Source organism: Streptomyces boninensis (genome assembly GCF_048572725.1).
Taxonomy (GTDB): Bacteria; Actinomycetota; Actinomycetes; order Streptomycetales; family Streptomycetaceae; genus Streptomyces; species Streptomyces boninensis.
The window spans coordinates 3,019,387-3,037,290 of record NZ_CP183837.1 but is presented as its reverse complement, the minus strand read 5'-3'; the positions used below and the strand labels follow the sequence as shown (position 1 = coordinate 3,037,290).

The window sequence follows — 17,904 nt, the reverse complement described above, 5'->3', positions numbered from 1 at the left end:
CCGGTGAACGACAGACGGCGCTACGGCGACGGAGGTCCCCAGGACGGCGGCCGCGGACCGTACGGGCAGGACCCGTACGGACGGGATCAGTACGGGCAGCAGGATTACGGCCAGCAGCAGCAAGAGCAGCAGCAGTACGGCTATGACCCGTACGGCACGAATGGCCAGGGATACGACCACGACCCGTACGGGACGAATGGTCAGGGATACGACTACCAGCAGGGGCAGGGGCAGGGTCAGCCGCCCGGCCAGGGCTACGGCTACGACCCGTACGGGCAGCAGCAGCCGTACCAGCAGCCCCCGCAGCAGGCCCCCCAGCAGGCGCCCGTCTACGACCCCTACGGCCCCGCCGCCGACACCGGTCAGCAGTGGTCCACCCAGCAGATGCCGCAGGTCCCGCAGCAGCGTCCGGCGCCGGGGCACGGTCCTGGTCCTGGTCCCGGTCCTGGGCAGCACCCGCCGCGGGAGTACCACACCGAGCAGTTCTCCTTCATCGAGGACGAGCCGGAGCAGGCCGAGGACGTCATCGACTGGCTGAAGTTCACCGAGTCGCGCACCGAGCGGCGCGAGGAGGCGAAGCGGCGCGGGCGCAACCGGCGCACGTTCCTGGTGGTCACGCTCTGCGTCGCGCTGCTCGGCTGCACCGGTTACCTGTGGTGGGCGGACAAGCTGCCCTTCGTCTCCGGCGGTACGGAGAATGCCGCCGCCGCGGGCGACAAGCGTGACGTGATCGTCGTCCACCTGCGCAACACCAAGGGCGGCGGCAGCTCCACGGCGCTGCTGGTGGACAACGCCACCACCAAGAAGGCCACCACCGTCCTGCTCCCCAACTCCGTCGCCCTGTCCACCGACGAGGGCGGCGCCACCACCCTCGGCAAGTCCGTCGAGGCGGAGGGCGCGGGCGCCACCCGCGACGGCATCGGCCAGCTGCTCGGCTCCAAGCCCAAGGGCACCTGGCGCCTCGACACCCCGTACCTGGAGCTGATGGTCGAGAGCCTCGGCGGCATCCAGGTGAACGCCGACACCACCGTCCCCGGCGCCAAGAAGGGCGACCAGCCGCTCGTCAAGAAGGGCGCCGCCCAGGAGCTCAACGGCAGGGCCGCGGTGGCGTACGCCACGTATCGCGCCAAGGGTGAGCCGGAGGGCAAGCAGCTGGAACGGTTCGGCACGGTCATGCAGGGCGTCCTCAAGAAGATGCCGAGCGACAGCTCCGGCGCCCGCCAGATCGTCAAGACGCTCGGCCAGATCCCCGACCCGTCGCTGACCGAGGGCCAGCTCGGCGCCTCGCTCGCCGCGCTCGCGGAGCACGCCAAGTCGGGCGCGTACGCCACCGAGCTGCTGCCGGTCCAGCAGAACGGCACGCTCAGCGCGGCGAAGACGGAGCGGGTGGTCAAGGACGTGCTCGGCGGCACGGTCAAGAACACCGACCAGGCGGCGGAGCCGCGGGTGAGCGTCCAGAACGCCACCGGCACCAAGGCGCTCGCCGAGAAGGCCAAGGTGGCGCTGGTCAACGGCGGCTTCTCGTACACGGGCGGCAGCGCCGCCGCCGGCGCGCAGCCGGCGACGCGGATCACGTACGGCGACGACCAGCAGGCGGAGGCCGCCAAGGAGGTCGCCCGCACGCTGGGGCTGACCGACAAGGCCGTGAAGAAGGGCAAGGTGCCGGCGAGCGCCGACATCGCGGTGGTGCTCGGGCGGGACTTCCGCGGGTGAGCAGGCCGAGGGCGGCCGGGGCGGTCGCCGGTGAGCGGGAATGCCCGCCGGTGAGCGGGGGCGGCTGCTGTCGGTGGGGCGTGCGATCCTTGGTGCGTAACCGCTCATCGACTGGAAGCCAGCTACGTGACCGCTGAAGACCGCTCCATCGAGCTGATCCGCACCGCCGCCCAGGCGGCCGCCGACAAGCTCGCGCACGACATCATCGCCTACGACGTGAGCGACGTCCTCGCCATCACCGACGCCTTCCTGCTGGCGTCGGCGCCGAACGACCGGCAGGTCAAGGCGATCGTCGACGCCATCGAGGAGACCCTGCTCAAGGAGCAGGCCGCCAAGCCGGTGCGCCGCGAGGGCGAGCGCGACGGCCGCTGGGTGCTGCTCGACTATGGCGACATCGTCGTCCATGTCCAGCATGCCGAGGAGCGCGTCTTCTACGCCCTGGAGCGGCTGTGGAAGGACTGCCCCACGCTGCCGCTGCCCGCGGACGCCGAGGCCACCCGCGGCAAGGCCCGGGAGTATGCGGAGGCGCACGCGGAGGCTGTGACACCTGTCGCCGGCGCTCCGGACGCCGGGAGCTCCGGCAATGACTGACCGCCGCATTGTCCTGTGGCGGCATGGCCAGACCTCCTGGAATCTTGAGCGCCGCTTCCAGGGCTCCACGGACATCGAGCTCACCGAGACCGGCGTCGAGCAGGCCCGCCGCGCGGCGCGGCTGCTCGCCTCCCTCCAGCCGGACGCGATCATCGCCTCCGACCTGCGGCGCACCCGCGCCACCGCCCACGAGCTGGAGGCGGTGACGGGCCTGGAGGTGACGTATGACTCCGGGCTCCGGGAGACGTATGCCGGCAGCTGGCAGGGGCTGACGCACGACGAGATCATCGCGCGGTTCGGCGACCAGTACGCCGCCTGGAAGCGCGGCGAGCCGGTCCGCCGTGGCGGCGGCGAGCTCGAGACCGAGGTCGCCGACCGGGCGGCCCCGGTGGTGCTGGCCCACACGGACAAGCTCCCGGAAAAGGGCACCCTCGTCGTGGTCAGCCACGGCGGCACCATCCGTACCACCATCGGCCGCCTCCTCGGCCTGGCGCCCGGCACCTGGGAATCCCTCGGCGGCCTCTCGAACTGCTGCTGGTCCGTCCTCGGCGAGGGCGCCCGCGGCTGGCGCCTGCTGGAACACAACGCGGGCACGCTGCCGGAGCCGGTCCTCGGGGATGACGACTGACGCCCGCTGAACAGCCGATTTCTCTTTTCGGCAGGTCCCCGGTTAAGCTTTTCCTCGTTCGCGGCGCTCCCCGGAGCAAGGCGGCGAGTGCGGGGCTATAGCTCAGTTGGTAGAGCGCTTGCATGGCATGCAAGAGGTCAGGAGTTCGATTCTCCTTAGCTCCACATCAGACAGAATCCCGCCCGGTCGAGTCGACCGGGCGGGATTTTTGGTTTTCACGGCTTGAGCAGGACCTTGCCCGTGGTGCGGCGCTGTTCCAGAGCGGCGTGGGCCGTTGCGGCTTCGGCGAGCGGGAAGGCCTGGACGGCGGGGGTCAGATCGCCCTCGGCGGCGGCTGCGAGGGCGCGGTGGCGGTGGTCGTCGCTGATGCCGCCGAAGGTTTCCAGGATGTGGAGGAGGGCGTTGGTGAAGGTCTGGTCGCGGGCGGTCAGCAGATCCTGCGGGGGTTCGGCGAAGCCCTGCTGGGAGCTGGCGCCGATGGTCAGGAAGCGGCCGCCGTCGGCCAGGGTGGCGTAGGCCGCCGCTGCCTTGGCGCCGCCGACGCCGTCGAGGACGACGGTCACCCGGCGGCCGCCGAGGGCCTCGCGGACGGACTTGTCCCACTCCGGTTCGTTGTAGTCGACCGCGTGGTCGGCGCCCCCTTCGCGTACGGCCGCCGCCTTCGCCGGGCCGCCCGCGGCGCCGACCACCGTGGCGCCGACGTGCCGCGCGTGCTGCACCGCGAGCGCGCCGATGCCGCCGGCGGCGGAGGTCACCAGCACCACGTCGTCGGCGGTGATCTCGGCCAGGTCCAGCAGGGCGATGGTGGTCCCGCCGGTGGTGATCATGGCCGCGGCGGTGTCGTAGTCCATCGCGTCGGGGACGGGGATGAGGGTTGGGACGTCCGCGACGGCCAGCTCCGCGTAACCGCCGGGCTGTGCCTCCGCGGTGACGACGCGGCGGCCGGCCCAGGTGGGGTCGACCCCTTCGCCCACCGACTCCACCACCCCGGCGAGCTCCCCGCCCATGACGGCGGGCAGGTCCGGCGCCGGTGGTGAGGTGTCGCTTCCGCCGGTGCGCATCACCGTGTCTACGAAGTGCACCCCCGCCGCGCGCACGGCGATACGGACCTGGCCGGGCCCCGGCTCCGGGTCGGGGACGGTTTCGTAGCGGAGGCTTTCCGCGGGGCCGTACTCGTGCAGGACGACGGCGTGCATGGCTGCTCCCGGTGGGCTCGGTGGTTGTGTCCTGGTGCTGATTCGAGCCTCTGACCTGAACCTTGGTTCAGGTCAAGTCCCTTCCTTTACCGGGAAGGCCAGGCGGCGGGAGAGGTACGCGTAGACCGCGTCGTCCTCGACACCTCCGCGGCGCGGACGCACGCCAACCTCGCAGCGCCCCTACTCGCCGTCGGCCACAGCTCCGGCAGCGACCTGCTGCATGGCCTCTGCGCCGGGGCGCGGCTGATCGGCGGCACGGCAGCCGCAGCCGCGCCGTAGCAGGAGCCGGAGCGCTCACACCGCGGCGGCCGCAGCCGCCTCGGCCTGAGCCTCCGCCTGCGCCGCCAGCGCCTCCGACAGCGGGCGGGCGTGGTACTCGCAGCCTATGAGCGGGTCTTCGAGCGCCATCAGCTGTCGCATCTTGGCCTGCGACTCCTCGCCATGCGGCGTATAGACCACGATCCTGGTCTCCGGCGCCCCGCTCACCGCGAGCGAGGTCGTCACGCATTCCAGGCGGTCCACCGACGCATGCTGCACCACCTTGACCCGCGCCCCGGGCGGGGCCACATTGCCGCTGTCCCACAGCTCCTTGAAGTACGGGCTCTCGCCGCACAGGTCGGCTATGAACTCCTCCCACGCCGGCTCGCCGACATGCGGCCCGTACGCGCCGCGCAGGGTGGCCACCAGCGTCGGCAGCTCGGCCTCCCGGTCGATCATCACGCAGCAGCAACTGGGGCCCGTGAAGAGGCTCCAGAGGACATTCCGCCGGTTCCGCCGCAGGTGTACGGACGGGAACAGGTGGAGGTAGGAGGCGTTGGCGGCCAGGACGTCGAAGCGGGAGCTGTATGCCGCCGCGGGCAGCGGATTCAGGGCGTCGAGTATGCCCAGGACCTCGCCCGGCAGCTCGCCGAACGGTGGCTCCTCGTCCCGATCCTGCTCATACGGCACCTCGGCCAGGTGATACAGGTGCATGCGCTCCGCGGTGTCCAGCCGAAGCGTGCGCGCCACGGCATCCAGCACCTGGGCGCTGGCGTTGATCGGGCGGCCCTGCTCCAGCCACGTGTACCACGTGACTCCCACGCCGGAGAGCTGCGCCACCTCCTCGCGGCGCAGCCCGGGCGTGCGGCGGCGCAGGCCCGGAGGCATGCCCACATCGGCCGGTGTCACCCGCGCTCTGCGGCTGCGCAGGAAGGCCGCCAGCTCGGGCCGGCGACGGCTCGTCGATTTCGCCACGGTATGGCTCACCCCCTCAGCATCCGGCGTGCGGCGGACGGCTGCCAGGTGCTGTCAGTACCAGCATCGGCAGGCTCTCGTTACCAGTACTCGGCCGGGTCCACGCTCTGTCCCATGACCGAATCCGCCACCGCAACGTCAACTTCCGAATTCAGTAAAGCGGATGCCACTGACAACGCCTCCGCGCCGGCCCCTCGCAGCCGGCCGGGCTGGCTGCTCGCCATCGTCCTGACCGGCCAGTTCATGGCCCTGCTCGACGTTTTCATCGTCAACGTGGCCGCGCCCACGATCCGTACGGAACTCGACGCGGGCGGCGCCGAACTCCAGCTGATCATCGCCGGATACACCATCACGTACGCGGTCCTCCTCATCACCGGCGCCCGCCTCGGCGGCATCCTCGGCCACCGCCGGGTCTTCCTCGCCGGACTCGCCGTCTTCACCGCCGCCTCCCTCGCCTGCGGCCTCGCCGCGGACGCCGGGCAGCTGATCGCCTTCCGGCTGGTGCAGGGCGCGGGCTCGGCGCTGTTCATCCCGCAGGTGCTCAGCCTGATCCAGCGCACCTTTACGGGACCGGCCCGGGTCCGGGCCCTCGGCTGGTACGCGGCCGTGCTGGCCACCGGCGCCGCCGCCGGGCAGATCGTCGGCGGGGTGCTGGTCAGCGCGGACCTGTTCGGCGCCGGCTGGCGGCCGGTCTTCCTGGTCAACGTGCCCATCGGCCTCGCGCTCCTCGCCCTCGGCCTGCGCCTGCTGCCGCACGATGAAGCCGCCCCCGGCGCCTTCGGCCGCGCGGTGCGCGCCCTGGACCGGGGCGGCCTGGTGCTGCTGGCCGCGGTCGTCTCGCTCTTCACCGTGCCGCTGGTGCTGGGGCAGGAGCTGGGCTGGCCGCTGTGGGGCTGGTTCTCGCTGGCGGCGAGCGCCCTGCTGGCGGTCGTCTTCGCCGTGCACGAGGCGCGGCTCGCCCGCCGCGGCGGCGCCCCGCTGTTCCCGCCGCGGGTGCTGCGCGCGCCAGGGATGCCGGTGGCCGCTGTCCGTACGGGCCTGTCGCTGGCGATCAACGGCGGATTCCTCCTGGTGATCACCCTGCACGTCCAGGGCGGCCTCGGCTACAGCGCACTGCGCTCCGGCCTCACCCTCGTACCGGCGGCGATCGGCTTCGGCATCACCGGCCTCACCTGGCAGCGCCTGCCCGCCCGGCTGCAGCCGCTCACGGTCCCGTTCGGCTTCGCGCTCGCGGCCGTCGCCTCGGTGGGGATGGGCGCGGTGCTGCGCGACGGCGGCGACGGGGGCCTCGCCTTCTATGTCGCGATCGCGGGCGTCGGCGCAGGTCTCGGCCTCGCCTTCAGCCCGAACCTGACCCTCGCGCTGGCGACCGTACGACCAGAGGACGCGCCGCACGCCAGCGGCCTCCTGGTGACCACCGCCCAGCTCGGCATCACGGTGGGTGTGGCCACGATCGGCACCCTCTACCTGAACCAGCTCGACGCCCCCGGCCCCGCGGCCTCCGCCGACGCCCTGTGGGTGGCGGCCCTGGCACAGGCGGCCGCGGCCGTGGCGGGCATGGCGGCGGGCATCATCAACCGGGCGCGGGCGCGCTGAACCGGGTCGGGGGCCGGGGCGGCGCGGTCCGACCCTTGGCCCCCTCCGTACGGATGGTGCCCTCCTCCGCCCGCCGTGGCAGAATCAACCAGGCCGGGAAGGGGGACCCAGAGCACCGAAGGGAGGGGTCTGCGCGATGCCGCCGAGCAGCACCGCGGAGCGACCGGGGCGACACCCCGGCCCGACCGCGGCAGCCTCGGCAGGACACGGCGCGGCCGCCCTCCAGTGCCCGGCCTGTGGATCGACGCATGTCGCCCAGGTGCTCGGCGACAACGGCGGAGTGACCTATGTGTGCACGGCCTGCGGCCATAGCTGGAGCTGAGTAGATGGGGGCCCACAGCAGGAAGTGCGACTGGTGCGGCAACGGCACCCCCATCGTCCGGGACATGGAGCCCCTGAACCCGGACTACCAGTACTGGTGCGAGGAGTGCGCCCGCGCCCTGATCATCAAGGGCGACCCGATCGAGACGTACCGCGAGCTGGAGGGCGAGCCGATCTACGGACGGCTACTGGACGAACACTGCACGCTGAAGCGCTTTTACTCCTTCGCGACCGCCTGACCAGGTCGTGTAAAGTAGGCGAAGCCGCAGGCCGGACGACGACCGGCGAGCGGTGTGATGCGGGGCTATAGCTCAGTTGGTAGAGCGATTGCATGGCATGCAATAGGTCAGGAGTTCGATTCTCCTTAGCTCCACGTTTTACGGATCCTGCCCGGTAGAGACGACCAGGCAGGATCTCGGCGTTTCCGACGGCGTGTAGCTCAGCAGCAGAGCACCGGGCTCGCATCCCGGAGGGCGCGGGGGCAGCACCCGCCACGTCGGCTATGGACGACGAAGAGACAGGGCGGATACGTCCCGCCGCGACCGCCAATCCGGACTATGCGCAGCGGCAGCTGGCCGCCGCGTTCCGCACCGCGCTCGCCCATGAGGACGCCGGCACCCGTGAGCGGGCCGAGCGACGGGTCGAGCGGTGGCGCGCCGTACTCGGCGGGATGGCCGACGGCAGCCTGCAGATCGGATCCCGTACTCCCGTCGCGGGACTGCCCGCCTGGGTCACGCCCGAGGTGGTGCGCGGCGGCTTCGCCACGGGGGCGCCCGCGGCCGGTGGCCCGCTGGAGCCGTACGAGGAGGAGGCTGCGCGGCGCGGGGGTCTGCCCGCCGAGCGAGGGGCGCTGTTCGCGTACGCCCTGACCGAGGGCGGGTTCGCGGAGCTGGAGGCGCTGCTCGACAGCGGGGCGTACGAGGTGCGGCTGCCTGAGGAGGCGGCGCTGCTGACCGTGGTCTGGCTGCTCCGCAATGGTGACCGGGGGCGGGCCGTCGAGTTGCTCGATGAAATCGAGCCCTTCGCCGGGCAGTTGCGATTCTGGCCGCGGCCCGGGCAGGCCGCCGTCTCCGGCGGGGACTCGTCCTGCGTGCACCGGCGGACCGCCGGGCAGGCGCGGGCGGTGGTTGCCGCGCGTCCGCTCAAGCCCGCCATCGCGGCGATGAACGAGGCGCTCATCGTCTGGAATCCGTTTGCCGACGAACTGCTCGTCCACTGGCTTGAGTCCACCGACGACGGGGGGCGGATCCTCGCCCGGTTGCCCGTGGGTGGCTGGGAGCCGTGGTACGGCCGCGGGCGGGCGCTGCTCGCCCGCTACCGCGAGCTGGCGGCCGCCCACCCGCACTGCGGCAAGCACCGGCGGCCGCAGGGCAACCTGGCCATCCTGCGGGCCGGGTTGGAGGGGTTGCAGCCACTCGCCGACGGCGGGCAGCCCGCGCTCGGCGCCCGGCAGCGCGGACTGGTCCAGCACGCCGTGGACTCCATGGTGCGACGCCGCGGAGCCCCGGGCAGCCCGGCGCATGCCGCGCTGCGCGCCCGGCAGGCCGCCGATGGCGCGCGGCCGACCCATCACGCGCTGGCGCAGCTGGTGGCGCGCCGACTGTCCGGGCTGCAAGTGGACGCGGGGCTGCCGCGCACCGAGCCGTACGTGGCGCCCGTCACCGACGCCGAGCAGGCGGATACCGGACTCCCCGCGGGCACGCGGATCCCGGTCGCCATCCGTAAGGCGGTTGAGGGCGCGTTGAGTGCACCGGTGGAGACGCTGATGGAGCGCGGAGTCGTCCCCTCCGCCGACGTCCTCGCCGAGCTGGTGCCACAGCTCGTGGCGCACACGACTGCCCTCGGCTACGCCGATCCCACCGTGCGCACCCTCATGGCGGCCACGTACCGCGCCTTCCGTAACCGCCGCTCCCTGCTCCTGCTCAACCTCGAGCACCAGGTGACCATCGACGAACTGCCCTGGGTACGGGCCGTATCGGACCACCGCGGCGGGCCGGACCCCCGCACGGGCTTGCGCCGCCCGGGCCGGGACGAGGCCCGTACTGTCCTGCGGCAGCTCGGCGAACTTGCGCTGCACGGCTTCCCTGCCGCGATCCTCCCCAACCCGCTGATCAGCGAGCTGGTCGCGCTGTCCAAGGCGGCCGGTCTCAAGGATGTGCCATGGACGGAGGAGCTGGCGGCGGACATCTTCATGGGGACGTTCACCGGGAAGTTCCTGCGGGCGGCTCAGGAGGCGGGCGAGCTGCTCTCCGGGAGTCTGTACGAGCGGTATTACGGCATCGATTACGCGGCCGTCTCCGGCCTCGCCACCCCGACCGCCTTCGCCGGGCTGTGTACGGAGCGGGCAGACTCGCGCGGGCCGACAGACGGCTGGTCGGTGGCGGCGAACGGCGCGATCGTGGAGCAGGCGCAGATCCTCACCACCCACAATCTCGCGACTCTCGTACGCCACGCATCGGTCGCCCCTACCCCCGGCTGGACGGACCTCGCCCGCCGCAGCTTCACCACGGCCTGCCTCCTGACATCCCGACTGGCCGGCAACGCGCGCCCGCTACCGATGGTCAAGAACGCCGCTTACGCCTGGCGGCAGTTCGTCTTCTACCTGTCCATGGCCACACCCGAGGAGCGCGCCGCAGTCCTGGCCTGGCTCGACGAGGACACCGCGGACCATCGCGCCGCGGCGCTCGCCCCCGCAATCAACGGCCTCCGGATGGTGGCGGCGGGCGGAGCCTTCGGGGCTGACGGGACGGCGGAGGGTGGACGTTCGCGGCGACTGCTGGGGTGGACGACGGCGGGGCACTGGTTGCTGCCTGAGGGGAGGACGTGAGCTGAACTCTAGATATTCGTTTTCTGCGGGCCGGGTGGCGGCCCTAGCGTTCGGGGCATGACAACAGAAGACGATGCGCTTCTTGCCGAGCAGGTCACCTACTACCGGGCCCGGGCCGGTGAGTACGACCGGGTCTATGACGAGCGTGCGGATCTGCGGGACTTACGGGGCGTGGTGGATGAGCTCCCCATTGCGGGGGATGTGCTGGAGCTGGCCTGTGGGACGGGGCAGTGGACGCAGGGGCTCGCCGGGCGGGCGCGGACGGTAACCGTGCTCGATGCGTCGCCCGAGGTGCTGGAGATTGCCCGTAGCCGGACTGCTGCCGCCAACGCGCGCTTCGCCCAGGCCGACATCTTCGCGTGGCAGCCGCCGCGCCGCTATGACACCGTCTTCTTCGCCTTCTGGCTCTCGCATGTGCCGGCTTCCAGATCGGGCGCGTTCTGGAGCACTGTCGCGGGCGCGCTCGCGCCGGGCGGCAAGGTGGTCTTCGTCGACGAGGGGCCCGCTGAGGCCGTACGTGAGGAAGTCGCCTCGACAGTGCGGCAATTGGAGGACGGCAGCCGGTATCGCATCGTGAAGATCTTCCACGACCCGGGCGCCCTTACCGACGACCTCGCGGGGCTGGGCTGGTCCGCCGACGTCCGGCTCCGGGGCAACTTCATCGTCGGCGTCGCGGAACCTGCGGCGGAAGCGCGCTGATCGTCCCCGTGGCGGCGGGAGTTGTCAGACCCGCCTGGCACGCTTGGGCATCGCGGAAGCAACTGCGGAGGGGGACCCGTTGTGTCGAAGCGAGAGCGCCGGCCCGTGCAGCCGGGAAGTGATCGGTATCTGTGCCCAGGGCCTGTGTCCGGGGTGCTCGGAGTCAAGCGACGCGTCGTTGCCGAGGCCATACGGCAGTCCGGGCGCGAGGAGCCGCTCACCGCGGCAGAGGCCAGGTCGTGGCGTGATTGTCCGGAGAATGCATCCGAAGTCGGGGTGGCCGTGCTCGCCGCCGTGGCCGCTGTGAAGGCCGCGCGTGATCATCGTGACCGTCAGGCCGACATCGAGGCCGAGCGGCGCATGCTCAGCCTCCCCGACAAGGTCGCCAAGCGATTACTGGCCGGGGCGAAGCACTTTCGCAGCCCGGACGCCGAGTTGATCGCCCAGGACATGGCGTGGCGTGCGAGCAAGGAGCTGTGCCGCGCCCATACGGACGTGTGCGGTGCTATCGATCCGGAACTGCTCTCCGCCCTCGACGTAGCCGCGCTGAGGTGGGCCGGCGTCGACCCGTCCGACCACTCGACATGGATCGTGCACCGAGGGGACTGTCCGGACTGAAGCATTACCCGGCCGCAGCCGGGTTTCGTGGTCCGAGCGCGCGGCTTGGCACTCCCGCGTGCCCACCCGCGGCCGCGGGGCCACGAGTGGGCAGGCAGCGTCAGTTGTTCTCGGCGGCCTTGTAGACCTCCAGGAACTCCTCGAAGGACAGGGTGCCGTTGGCGTCGCGGTCCTTGGAGTTCAGGACTGCCTGGGCCATGCCTACCGTGTAGTCGAGGTCGCCCAGTTCCAGCATGACCTGCTGGAATTCCGCGGCGGTGACCTGGCCGTCCCCGTTGAGGTCGAACTTGTCGAAGACCTTGCGCGCTGCCGTCTCGTCGGCCACGGGGCTACCTCCTGCTGCTCAAGAAAGGATTATCGCAAATGCGTGCCCACCCTACGACGAGCCGATCAGCGGCCGTCACCGCGTCAGGCGCAGCGCCAGCGCGGGGCAGCGGTGGACCGCCTGGCGGGCGCGGGCCGTGAGGTGTGCGGGGAGTGGGGTGTCGGTGCGGGACGGGTAGCCGTCGGCGTCCAGGCGTACGGCCTCGGGGAGCAGGTCGGCGCACAGGCCGTGTGCTTCGCAGAGCGTCCAGTCCACGGTGAGGCGGGCGGCGGGCGGGTCCGTGAGGTCGGATGGCGATGGGGTGCCACTGCCGGGCGGGGCAGCCGTGCCTGGTGTCCCCGGCAGTGGCAGCACGCCCTGCACCGGGCGGCCGCAGCCCGCGCCGAGGACGTGTGCGGCCAGGTCGTCCGTGAAGGCGGCCAGCGCCGAGAGCACCATCCGGGACGAGCCGTCCGGGTGCTTGCAGGCGCCGCGCCGGCGGACCGACCGCGCCGTGTCCCGCAGCGCCGCCAGCGGGGCCCGGCCCTCGCCCCGTACCACCGCGTCCAGCTGCCCGGCGAGCGTCGGCAGGCCCAGGCGGCAGGGGCCGCACTGGCCCGCGGACTCGGCCGCCAGCCAGTGCGCGACGCGGGCGGTCTCGCCCAGGGGGCAGGTCGAGGCGGGGAGGGGGAGTATCGCGCCGGCGCCGAGGGTGCGGCCGCTCGCGGCCAGGGTGGTGTGGGCGAGCGAGATCTCCCGCGCGGCGTACGGGTCGGCCCAGGCGCCGTGGTAGCCGCCGATCAGCACGCCGGAGAGGTCGGGGGCGGCGCCCAGGGCCTGGAGCAGGTACGCGAGCGGGGTCCCCGTCGGGGCCTCGACGACGGTCGTCGCGGGGACGCCGCCGGAGAGGGTGAGGAGGAGGGTGCCGGGCTCGGCGGGGATGCCGGTGGTGGCGTACGCGTCGGCGCCCAGGCGGGCGGCGATGGCGAGCTGGGCGTACGTCTCGGCGTTGCAGAGCAGCACGCCTTCGTCGCTGGCGTGTGCGCGGGCCGCGGCGCCGGCGGGGAGGGAGGGGCCGCCGCGGACCGCGCGGAGGAGGGCGGAGGCTTCGCCGGAGACCATGCGCTCGGGTACGCGCACGACGGAGGTCTGGGGCGCGCGGTGGCGCAGCGAGCGGCTGCGGCTGCGGCTGCCGGCGCCGCGCCGGTGCAGACCGCGTTCCGCCAGGGCGGCCCGTATGCAGGCCTCGGCCCGCGGGCGGGCGACGCCGAACGCGACCGTGTCCGCGCCCAGGGCGGCCGCGGCAAGCAGGGCGCCGTCCAGGACGAGGTGGGGGGTGCGGGTGAGGAGGACGGTGTCCTTGAAGGAGGCGGGTTCGCCTTCGCAGCCGTTGACGATGACGGTGGGGCGGGGACGTTCCCCGGCGCCGTCCGTCGCGGCGGCGACCGCGCGCAGCTTCCGGGCCATCGCGAATGCGGCGCCGCCGCGGCCGCGTAGGGCGATGGCCTCGGTGAGGGAGATCAGGTCGGGGAGGGGGAGCGGTGAGAGGCGGCCGTGGGCGGCGAGGTGTGCGCGGTGGGTGAGGCGCGGTGCGCCGGGGGTGAGGCCGGCGGTTAGGCGGGGGAGGCCGAGGGTGCGGAGGCCGGGGGTGCTGAAGTCGGGGGTGGGGGTGTCCGGGGTCATGGGGTGCCGCCTTGGATGGTGCCGTCGGCGTCGTGGTGGGGGGATCTAGGCGGCGAAGTGTCGTCCTCGTGGCGCGGGATCCAAGGTGGCGAGGTGTCGTCCTCGTGACGCGGGATCCAAGGTGGCGAGGTGCTGCCCTCGTGACGCGGGGCCCAGGGCGGCGAGGTGCTGCCGACGGCGGGTGGCATCGCTCCGGGTGTGGTGGTCCCGGGACGGGGCGGACGCGGGGTGGGGGCGCGCCATGGCGGGGCGGGGGTGGGTACGGGCTGAGGGAGTGCGAGCCAGGGGCGGTAGGCGAGGCCTTGGTGGTTTGGGCGTATGGGCGCGTCTGAGTCCACCGGGTTGGCGGCGTCCGGGTCCGTACGGAGCCGTGGCCGGGCGTCGTCCGTACGGAGCCCCCTCCAGGCGTCGCCGGCCGGCAGGCCTCCCCAGCGCGATGCGTCGTCGGCCGGTAGGCCTCCCCAGCGCGATGCGTCGCCGCCCCCCGGCCACGCCGGAATCTCGCCCCGACCGCCCCGACCGCCCCGACCGCCCCCGCTCGGCTCCGCGAGCAGCCCGTACGCCGCCCCCGCATCCAACGCCCCCTGCCCGCCACCCGCCCCCCGCGCCTCCGGCGCACCTCGCACACCCCGGGCACTCCGGGCGCTCCGCGCCCCCAGCCCCCACGTCCCCCGCCCCCGCGCGCACCGCCATGCCAGCACCCCCGCCACCGCCGCCAGGCTCATTGCGTACGACGCCGTCACCCAACCCGCCGGCTCGCGGCCCGACTTCAGGCCGTGTACCAAGGCCGCGCACCACGCCGGATAGGCGCACGCGTGCAGCGCGCGCCAGCGCGCCGACGCGCGCCCCCGGCCCGCCAGCGCCCCGCGCAGCACCCCCGTCACCACCGCCGCGAGCAGCAGCCACGCCGCCAGGCTGCCGATGCCGATGACCAGCGCCCGGCCGTCGACACCAGCCCGGCCGCCCGCGGCAAAAGGCACCAGCACCCCCCGCACCCCCACCCGCGCCTCCGCCACCTTCACCCCCACGTGCAGCGCGAGCGCCCCCAGCGCCGCCACCGCCGTGGCCCGGTGGATCGCCTGCGCGAGCAGCCGGTGCCGGGCCGTCGCCAGGGCCGTACGCTCGCCGGCGAGCAGTCCCCAGCACACCGCGGCGGTCAGCAGGACCAGGGTGAACACCCCGGCCGCGTAGTCGAGGAAGCCTCGCATGGGCGGCACGCTAGGCCGCCGCCACCGCACCGGACCGCAGTTGCGCCAATACGCGCCGCCACCACCCCGCACCCTGCTAGCGTCCGACCGGCCCGCTCCTCCCCGCCTCCAGAAGCGCCAGCAGTGCCCTCAGCGCCCTCAGCGCCCTCAGCGCCCTCAGCGCCCTCAGCGCCCCGATGGACCCGGAACCCCGCCGTCGCCGCTCCCGCACCGCCCCAAAGCCGGTCGGCCCCCCACCCGCGCATGCGCTACCCTGACCGCATGCGTGCCGTACGCCTTCTGCTTAGCGGGCCGCGCTGAATCCAGGGAACACTCAGCGCGGCGACCCCTCCTGTGCGAGGGGTTTTTTCGTTCCTGCACGAAGCGAACCCGCAAGTCCGCAGACATGGCGTAAGACGATCCCGATGGAGCTTTGACGACGATGAGCGAGAACACGCCCGCCCCCAACGCCGAGGCGGCAGCCAACCCGCACCGCTACACGGCCGCCCTGGCGGCCGACATCGAGGCACGCTGGCAGGACGTCTGGGAGCGGAACGGCACGTATGAGGTCGATGACGACAAGGTCGCGGGCTCCGAGAAGCCGCACCAGTTCATCATGGACATGTTCCCGTACCCCTCGGGTGCGGGCCTGCACGTCGGCCACCCCCTGGGGTACATCGCGACCGACGTCTTCGCCCGCTACCAGCGCATGACCGGCAAGAACGTCCTGCACACCCTGGGCTTCGACGCCTTCGGCCTGCCCGCGGAGCAGTTCGCGGTGCAGACCGGCACGCATCCGCGTATCACCACGGAAGCCAACATCAAGACGATGAAGGGCCAGCTGCGCCGGCTGGGCCTGGGCCACGACAACAACCGGTCGTTCGCGACGATCGACCCGGACTACTACAAGTGGACCCAGTGGATCTTCCTGCAGATCTTCAATTCCTGGTACGACCAGGAGCAGGACAAGGCGCGGCCGATCGCGACCCTGATCGAGCAGTTCGAGTCCGGCGCCCGTAAGACCCCCGACGGCCGCCCCTGGGGCGAGCTGAGCGAGATCGAGCGCGCGAACGTCCTGAGCGGCTACCGCCTGGCCTACGCCTCCGACTCGCCCGTCAACTGGTGCCCGGGCCTGGGCACCGTACTGGCGAATGAGGAGGTCACCGCCGACGGCCGCTCCGAGCGCGGCAACTTCCCGGTCTTCAAGGCCAAGCTGCGCCAGTGGAACATGCGCATCACGGCGTACGCGGACCGCCTGATCGACGACCTGGACGGCCTGGACTGGCCCGAGGCGATCAAGCTGCAGCAGCGCAACTGGATCGGTCGCAGCCATGGTGCGAAGATCAGCTTCCCGGTAGGGGATGCCGGCGCGATCGAGGTCTTCACCACCCGCCCCGACACCGTCTTCGGCGCCACCTACATGGTGCTGGCGCCCGAGCACCCCCTGGTCGAGCAGGTCACCCCGGCCGCCTGGCCCGAGGGCACTCACGACGTGTGGACCGGTGGCCACGCCACCCCGGTCGAGGCGGTGGCGAAGTACCGCGCCCAGGCGGCCGCCAAGTCGGACGTGGAGCGGCAGGCCGAGGCCAAGGACAAGACCGGCGTCTTCACGGGTGCGTACGCCATCAACCCGGTGAACGGCGCCCGCGTTCCGGTCTTTATCGCCGACTACGTGCTGATGGGCTACGGCACCGGCGCGATCATGGCCGTACCCGGCCAGGACCAGCGCGACTGGGACTTCGCCGAGGCCTTCGAGCTGCCGATCATCCGTACCGTGCAGCCGTCCGAGGGCTTCGACGGCAAGGCGTACACGGGCGAGGGTGCCGCCATTAACTCGGCAGGCGACGGCATCTCCCTGGACGGCCTGGACATCGACGAGGCCAAGCGGAAGATCATCGACTGGCTGGTGGCGGAGGGCCACGGCGAGGCGACGGTGAACTACAGGCTGCGCGACTGGCTGTTCAGCCGGCAGCGCTACTGGGGCGAGCCCTTCCCGATCGTCTACGACGAGAACGACGTCGCGCACCCGCTGCCCGAGTCGATGCTGCCCCTGGAGCTGCCCGAGGTCGAGGACTACTCCCCGCGCACCTTCGACCCCGACGACGCGAACACCCAGCCGGAGACCCCGCTGTCCCGTAACGAGGACTGGGTGTACGTAGACCTGGATCTGGGCCGGGGCGATGGCGTGAAGCGCTACCGGCGCGAGACCAACACCATGCCCAACTGGGCAGGATCCTGCTGGTACGAGCTGCGCTACCTGGACCCGCACAATGACGAGCAGCTGGTCAGGCCCGACCTGGAGAAGTACTGGATGGGCCCGACGGCGGCGAAGCCGCACGGCGGCGTCGACCTGTACGTCGGCGGCCAGGAGCACGCGGTGCTGCACCTGCTGTACGCGCGTATGTGGTCGAAGGTGCTGTTCGACCTGGGGCACATCTCGTCCCCCGAGCCGTTCCACAAGCTGTTCAACCAGGGCATGATCCAGGCGTACGTCTACCGCGACGACCGCGGCTTCCCGGTCCCGGCCGCCGAGGTCGAGGAGCGCGAGGACGGCTGGTACTTCGAGGGCGTGAAGGTCTCCCGCGAGCTGGGCAAGATCGGCAAGTCGCTGAAGAACGCCGTCACGCCGGACGAGATCTTCGACGAGTACGGCGCGGACACGCTGCGGCTGTACGAGATGGCGATGGGCCCGCTGGACGTCTCGCGGCCGTGGGACGACCGGGCGGTGGTCGGCCAGTTCCGGCTGCTGCAGCGGCTGTGGCGCAATGTGGTGGACGAGGGAACGGGCGCGGTCACCGTCGTCGACGAGGAGCCGGACGAGGCCACGCTGCGCGCCCTGCACAAGGCGATCGACGGCGCCGGCGCCGACATGGACGGCCTGCGCTTCAACACCGCGATTGCCAAGATCACCGAGCTGAACAACCACCTGACCAAGCAGTCCTCGGTCCCGCGCTCGGTCGCCGAGGACACGGTCAAGCTGATCGCCCCGCTGGCTCCGCATATTGCCGAGGAGCTGTGGCACAAGCTGGGCCACGAGTCGTCGGTGGTCTTCGAGCAGCTGCCGGAGGCGGACCCGCGCTATGTGGTCGACGAGACGGTGACCTGCGTCGTACAGGTGAAGGGCAAGGTCAAGGCGCGCCTGGAGGTGCCGCCGTCCATCGCGGAGGCGGAGCTGGAGGCGGCGGCGCTGGCCGACCCGGCGATCGTCAAGGCGATCGGCGACGCGCAGATCCGCAAGGTGATCGTGCGGGCGCCGAAGCTGGTCAACATCGTGGTGTGAGCGGTCGCGGGATGGCCGGCTGAGCCCC

Annotated in this window: 14 protein-coding genes and 3 tRNA genes; 12 read left to right on the top strand and 5 right to left on the bottom strand. The window is 72.2% G+C overall.

Translation table 11 applies throughout. The features are described from left to right. Window positions 1-3 precede the first annotated feature (3 nt). The 4 genes from ACNNMR_RS13750 to ACNNMR_RS13735 all read left to right on the top strand — a co-directional run bounded on the left by ACNNMR_RS13750 (window position 4) and on the right by ACNNMR_RS13735 (window position 3,096). The gene (locus ACNNMR_RS13750) at window positions 4-1,713 is read left to right on the top strand and encodes an LCP family protein (RefSeq protein WP_419994878.1); all 1,710 of its coding nucleotides are present in this window, start codon (window positions 4-6) and stop codon (window positions 1,711-1,713) included. Between the two features lie 126 nt (window positions 1,714-1,839). Further along, complete coding sequence (gene rsfS / locus ACNNMR_RS13745) at window positions 1,840-2,304, top strand: ribosome silencing factor (RefSeq protein WP_419994877.1); 465 nt, start codon at window positions 1,840-1,842, stop codon at window positions 2,302-2,304. Then, on the top strand, window positions 2,297-2,932 hold the full coding sequence (locus ACNNMR_RS13740) for a histidine phosphatase family protein (protein ID WP_419994876.1): 636 nt from the start codon (window positions 2,297-2,299) through the stop codon (window positions 2,930-2,932). The genes rsfS and ACNNMR_RS13740 overlap by 8 nt, the downstream gene beginning before the upstream one ends. 91 nt (window positions 2,933-3,023) lie before the next feature. Then, window positions 3,024-3,096 (top strand) — tRNA-Ala (locus ACNNMR_RS13735). A gap of 51 nt (window positions 3,097-3,147) precedes the next feature. Here ACNNMR_RS13735 and ACNNMR_RS13730 read toward each other — a convergent pair. Both ACNNMR_RS13730 and ACNNMR_RS13725 read right to left on the bottom strand, forming a co-directional pair. Next, window positions 3,148-4,128 (bottom strand): zinc-binding dehydrogenase, encoded by a 981-nt coding sequence (locus ACNNMR_RS13730; protein WP_419994875.1) that lies wholly within the window; start codon window positions 4,126-4,128, stop codon window positions 3,148-3,150. A gap of 294 nt (window positions 4,129-4,422) precedes the next feature. Then, entirely contained in the window at window positions 4,423-5,361 is a 939-nt protein-coding gene (locus ACNNMR_RS13725; protein WP_419994874.1) for a helix-turn-helix transcriptional regulator, read from the bottom strand. A 114-nt stretch (window positions 5,362-5,475) separates the two neighbouring features. On the opposite strand from ACNNMR_RS13725, the gene ACNNMR_RS13720 reads away from it, so the two are divergent. From ACNNMR_RS13720 to ACNNMR_RS13690, 7 genes are all read left to right on the top strand, one after another. Continuing rightward, window positions 5,476-6,957, top strand: coding sequence for an MFS transporter (locus tag ACNNMR_RS13720; RefSeq protein WP_419994873.1), 1,482 nt, complete (start codon window positions 5,476-5,478; stop codon window positions 6,955-6,957). Window positions 6,958-7,283: 326 nt separating this feature from the next. Then, window positions 7,284-7,517: a hypothetical protein gene (locus ACNNMR_RS13715; protein ID WP_026276023.1), complete on the top strand. Its 234-nt coding sequence runs from the start codon at window positions 7,284-7,286 to the stop codon at window positions 7,515-7,517. 61 nt (window positions 7,518-7,578) lie between these two features. Beyond that, window positions 7,579-7,651: transfer RNA gene (locus ACNNMR_RS13710), tRNA-Ala, on the top strand. A gap of 55 nt (window positions 7,652-7,706) precedes the next feature. Then, window positions 7,707-7,778, top strand: a tRNA-Ala gene (locus tag ACNNMR_RS13705). Between the two features lie 2 nt (window positions 7,779-7,780). After that, entirely contained in the window at window positions 7,781-10,105 is a 2,325-nt protein-coding gene (locus ACNNMR_RS13700; protein WP_419994872.1) for a hypothetical protein, read from the top strand. A gap of 57 nt (window positions 10,106-10,162) precedes the next feature. Beyond that, complete coding sequence (locus ACNNMR_RS13695) at window positions 10,163-10,804, top strand: class I SAM-dependent methyltransferase (protein ID WP_419994871.1); 642 nt, start codon at window positions 10,163-10,165, stop codon at window positions 10,802-10,804. Between the two features lie 294 nt (window positions 10,805-11,098). After that, window positions 11,099-11,422 (top strand): hypothetical protein, encoded by a 324-nt coding sequence (locus ACNNMR_RS13690; RefSeq protein ID WP_419994870.1) that lies wholly within the window; start codon window positions 11,099-11,101, stop codon window positions 11,420-11,422. Window positions 11,423-11,522: 100 nt separating this feature from the next. Here the strand turns inward: ACNNMR_RS13690 and ACNNMR_RS13685 are convergent, their stop codons facing one another. The 3 genes from ACNNMR_RS13685 to ACNNMR_RS13675 all read right to left on the bottom strand — a co-directional run bounded on the left by ACNNMR_RS13685 (window position 11,523) and on the right by ACNNMR_RS13675 (window position 14,617). Beyond that, window positions 11,523-11,747 (bottom strand): EF-hand domain-containing protein, encoded by a 225-nt coding sequence (locus ACNNMR_RS13685; protein WP_419994869.1) that lies wholly within the window; start codon window positions 11,745-11,747, stop codon window positions 11,523-11,525. Between the two features lie 75 nt (window positions 11,748-11,822). Beyond that, a complete protein-coding gene (locus ACNNMR_RS13680) occupies window positions 11,823-13,409 on the bottom strand; it encodes an NADH-ubiquinone oxidoreductase-F iron-sulfur binding region domain-containing protein (protein ID WP_419994868.1) in 1,587 nt (528 codons plus the stop codon). Next, entirely contained in the window at window positions 13,406-14,617 is a 1,212-nt protein-coding gene (locus ACNNMR_RS13675; protein ID WP_419994867.1) for a hypothetical protein, read from the bottom strand. Before ACNNMR_RS13675 ends, ACNNMR_RS13680 begins: the two co-directional genes overlap by 4 nt. 421 nt (window positions 14,618-15,038) lie before the next feature. Here ACNNMR_RS13675 and leuS point away from each other — a divergent pair, with 421 nt between their 5' ends. Next, entirely contained in the window at window positions 15,039-17,876 is a 2,838-nt protein-coding gene (leuS, locus tag ACNNMR_RS13670) for a leucine--tRNA ligase (protein WP_419994866.1), read from the top strand. Window positions 17,877-17,904 lie beyond the last annotated feature (28 nt).

Bases quoted from the DNA above. Each gene is read 5' to 3' on its own strand.
- ACNNMR_RS13740 (WP_419994876.1), top strand. From the start codon at position 2,297: ATGACTGACCGCCGCATTGTCCTGTGGCGGCATGGCCAGACCTCCTGG.
- ACNNMR_RS13730 (WP_419994875.1), bottom strand. From the start codon at position 4,128: ATGCACGCCGTCGTCCTGCACGAGTACGGCCCCGCGGAAAGCCTCCGC.
- ACNNMR_RS13720 (WP_419994873.1), top strand. From the start codon at position 5,476: ATGACCGAATCCGCCACCGCAACGTCAACTTCCGAATTCAGTAAAGCG.
- ACNNMR_RS13715 (WP_026276023.1), top strand. From the start codon at position 7,284: ATGGGGGCCCACAGCAGGAAGTGCGACTGGTGCGGCAACGGCACCCCC.
- ACNNMR_RS13700 (WP_419994872.1), top strand. From the start codon at position 7,781: ATGGACGACGAAGAGACAGGGCGGATACGTCCCGCCGCGACCGCCAAT.
- ACNNMR_RS13695 (WP_419994871.1), top strand. From the start codon at position 10,163: ATGACAACAGAAGACGATGCGCTTCTTGCCGAGCAGGTCACCTACTAC.
- ACNNMR_RS13680 (WP_419994868.1), bottom strand. From the start codon at position 13,409: ATGACCCCGGACACCCCCACCCCCGACTTCAGCACCCCCGGCCTCCGC.
- ACNNMR_RS13675 (WP_419994867.1), bottom strand. From the start codon at position 14,617: ATGCGAGGCTTCCTCGACTACGCGGCCGGGGTGTTCACCCTGGTCCTG.
- leuS (WP_419994866.1), top strand. From the start codon at position 15,039: ATGAGCGAGAACACGCCCGCCCCCAACGCCGAGGCGGCAGCCAACCCG.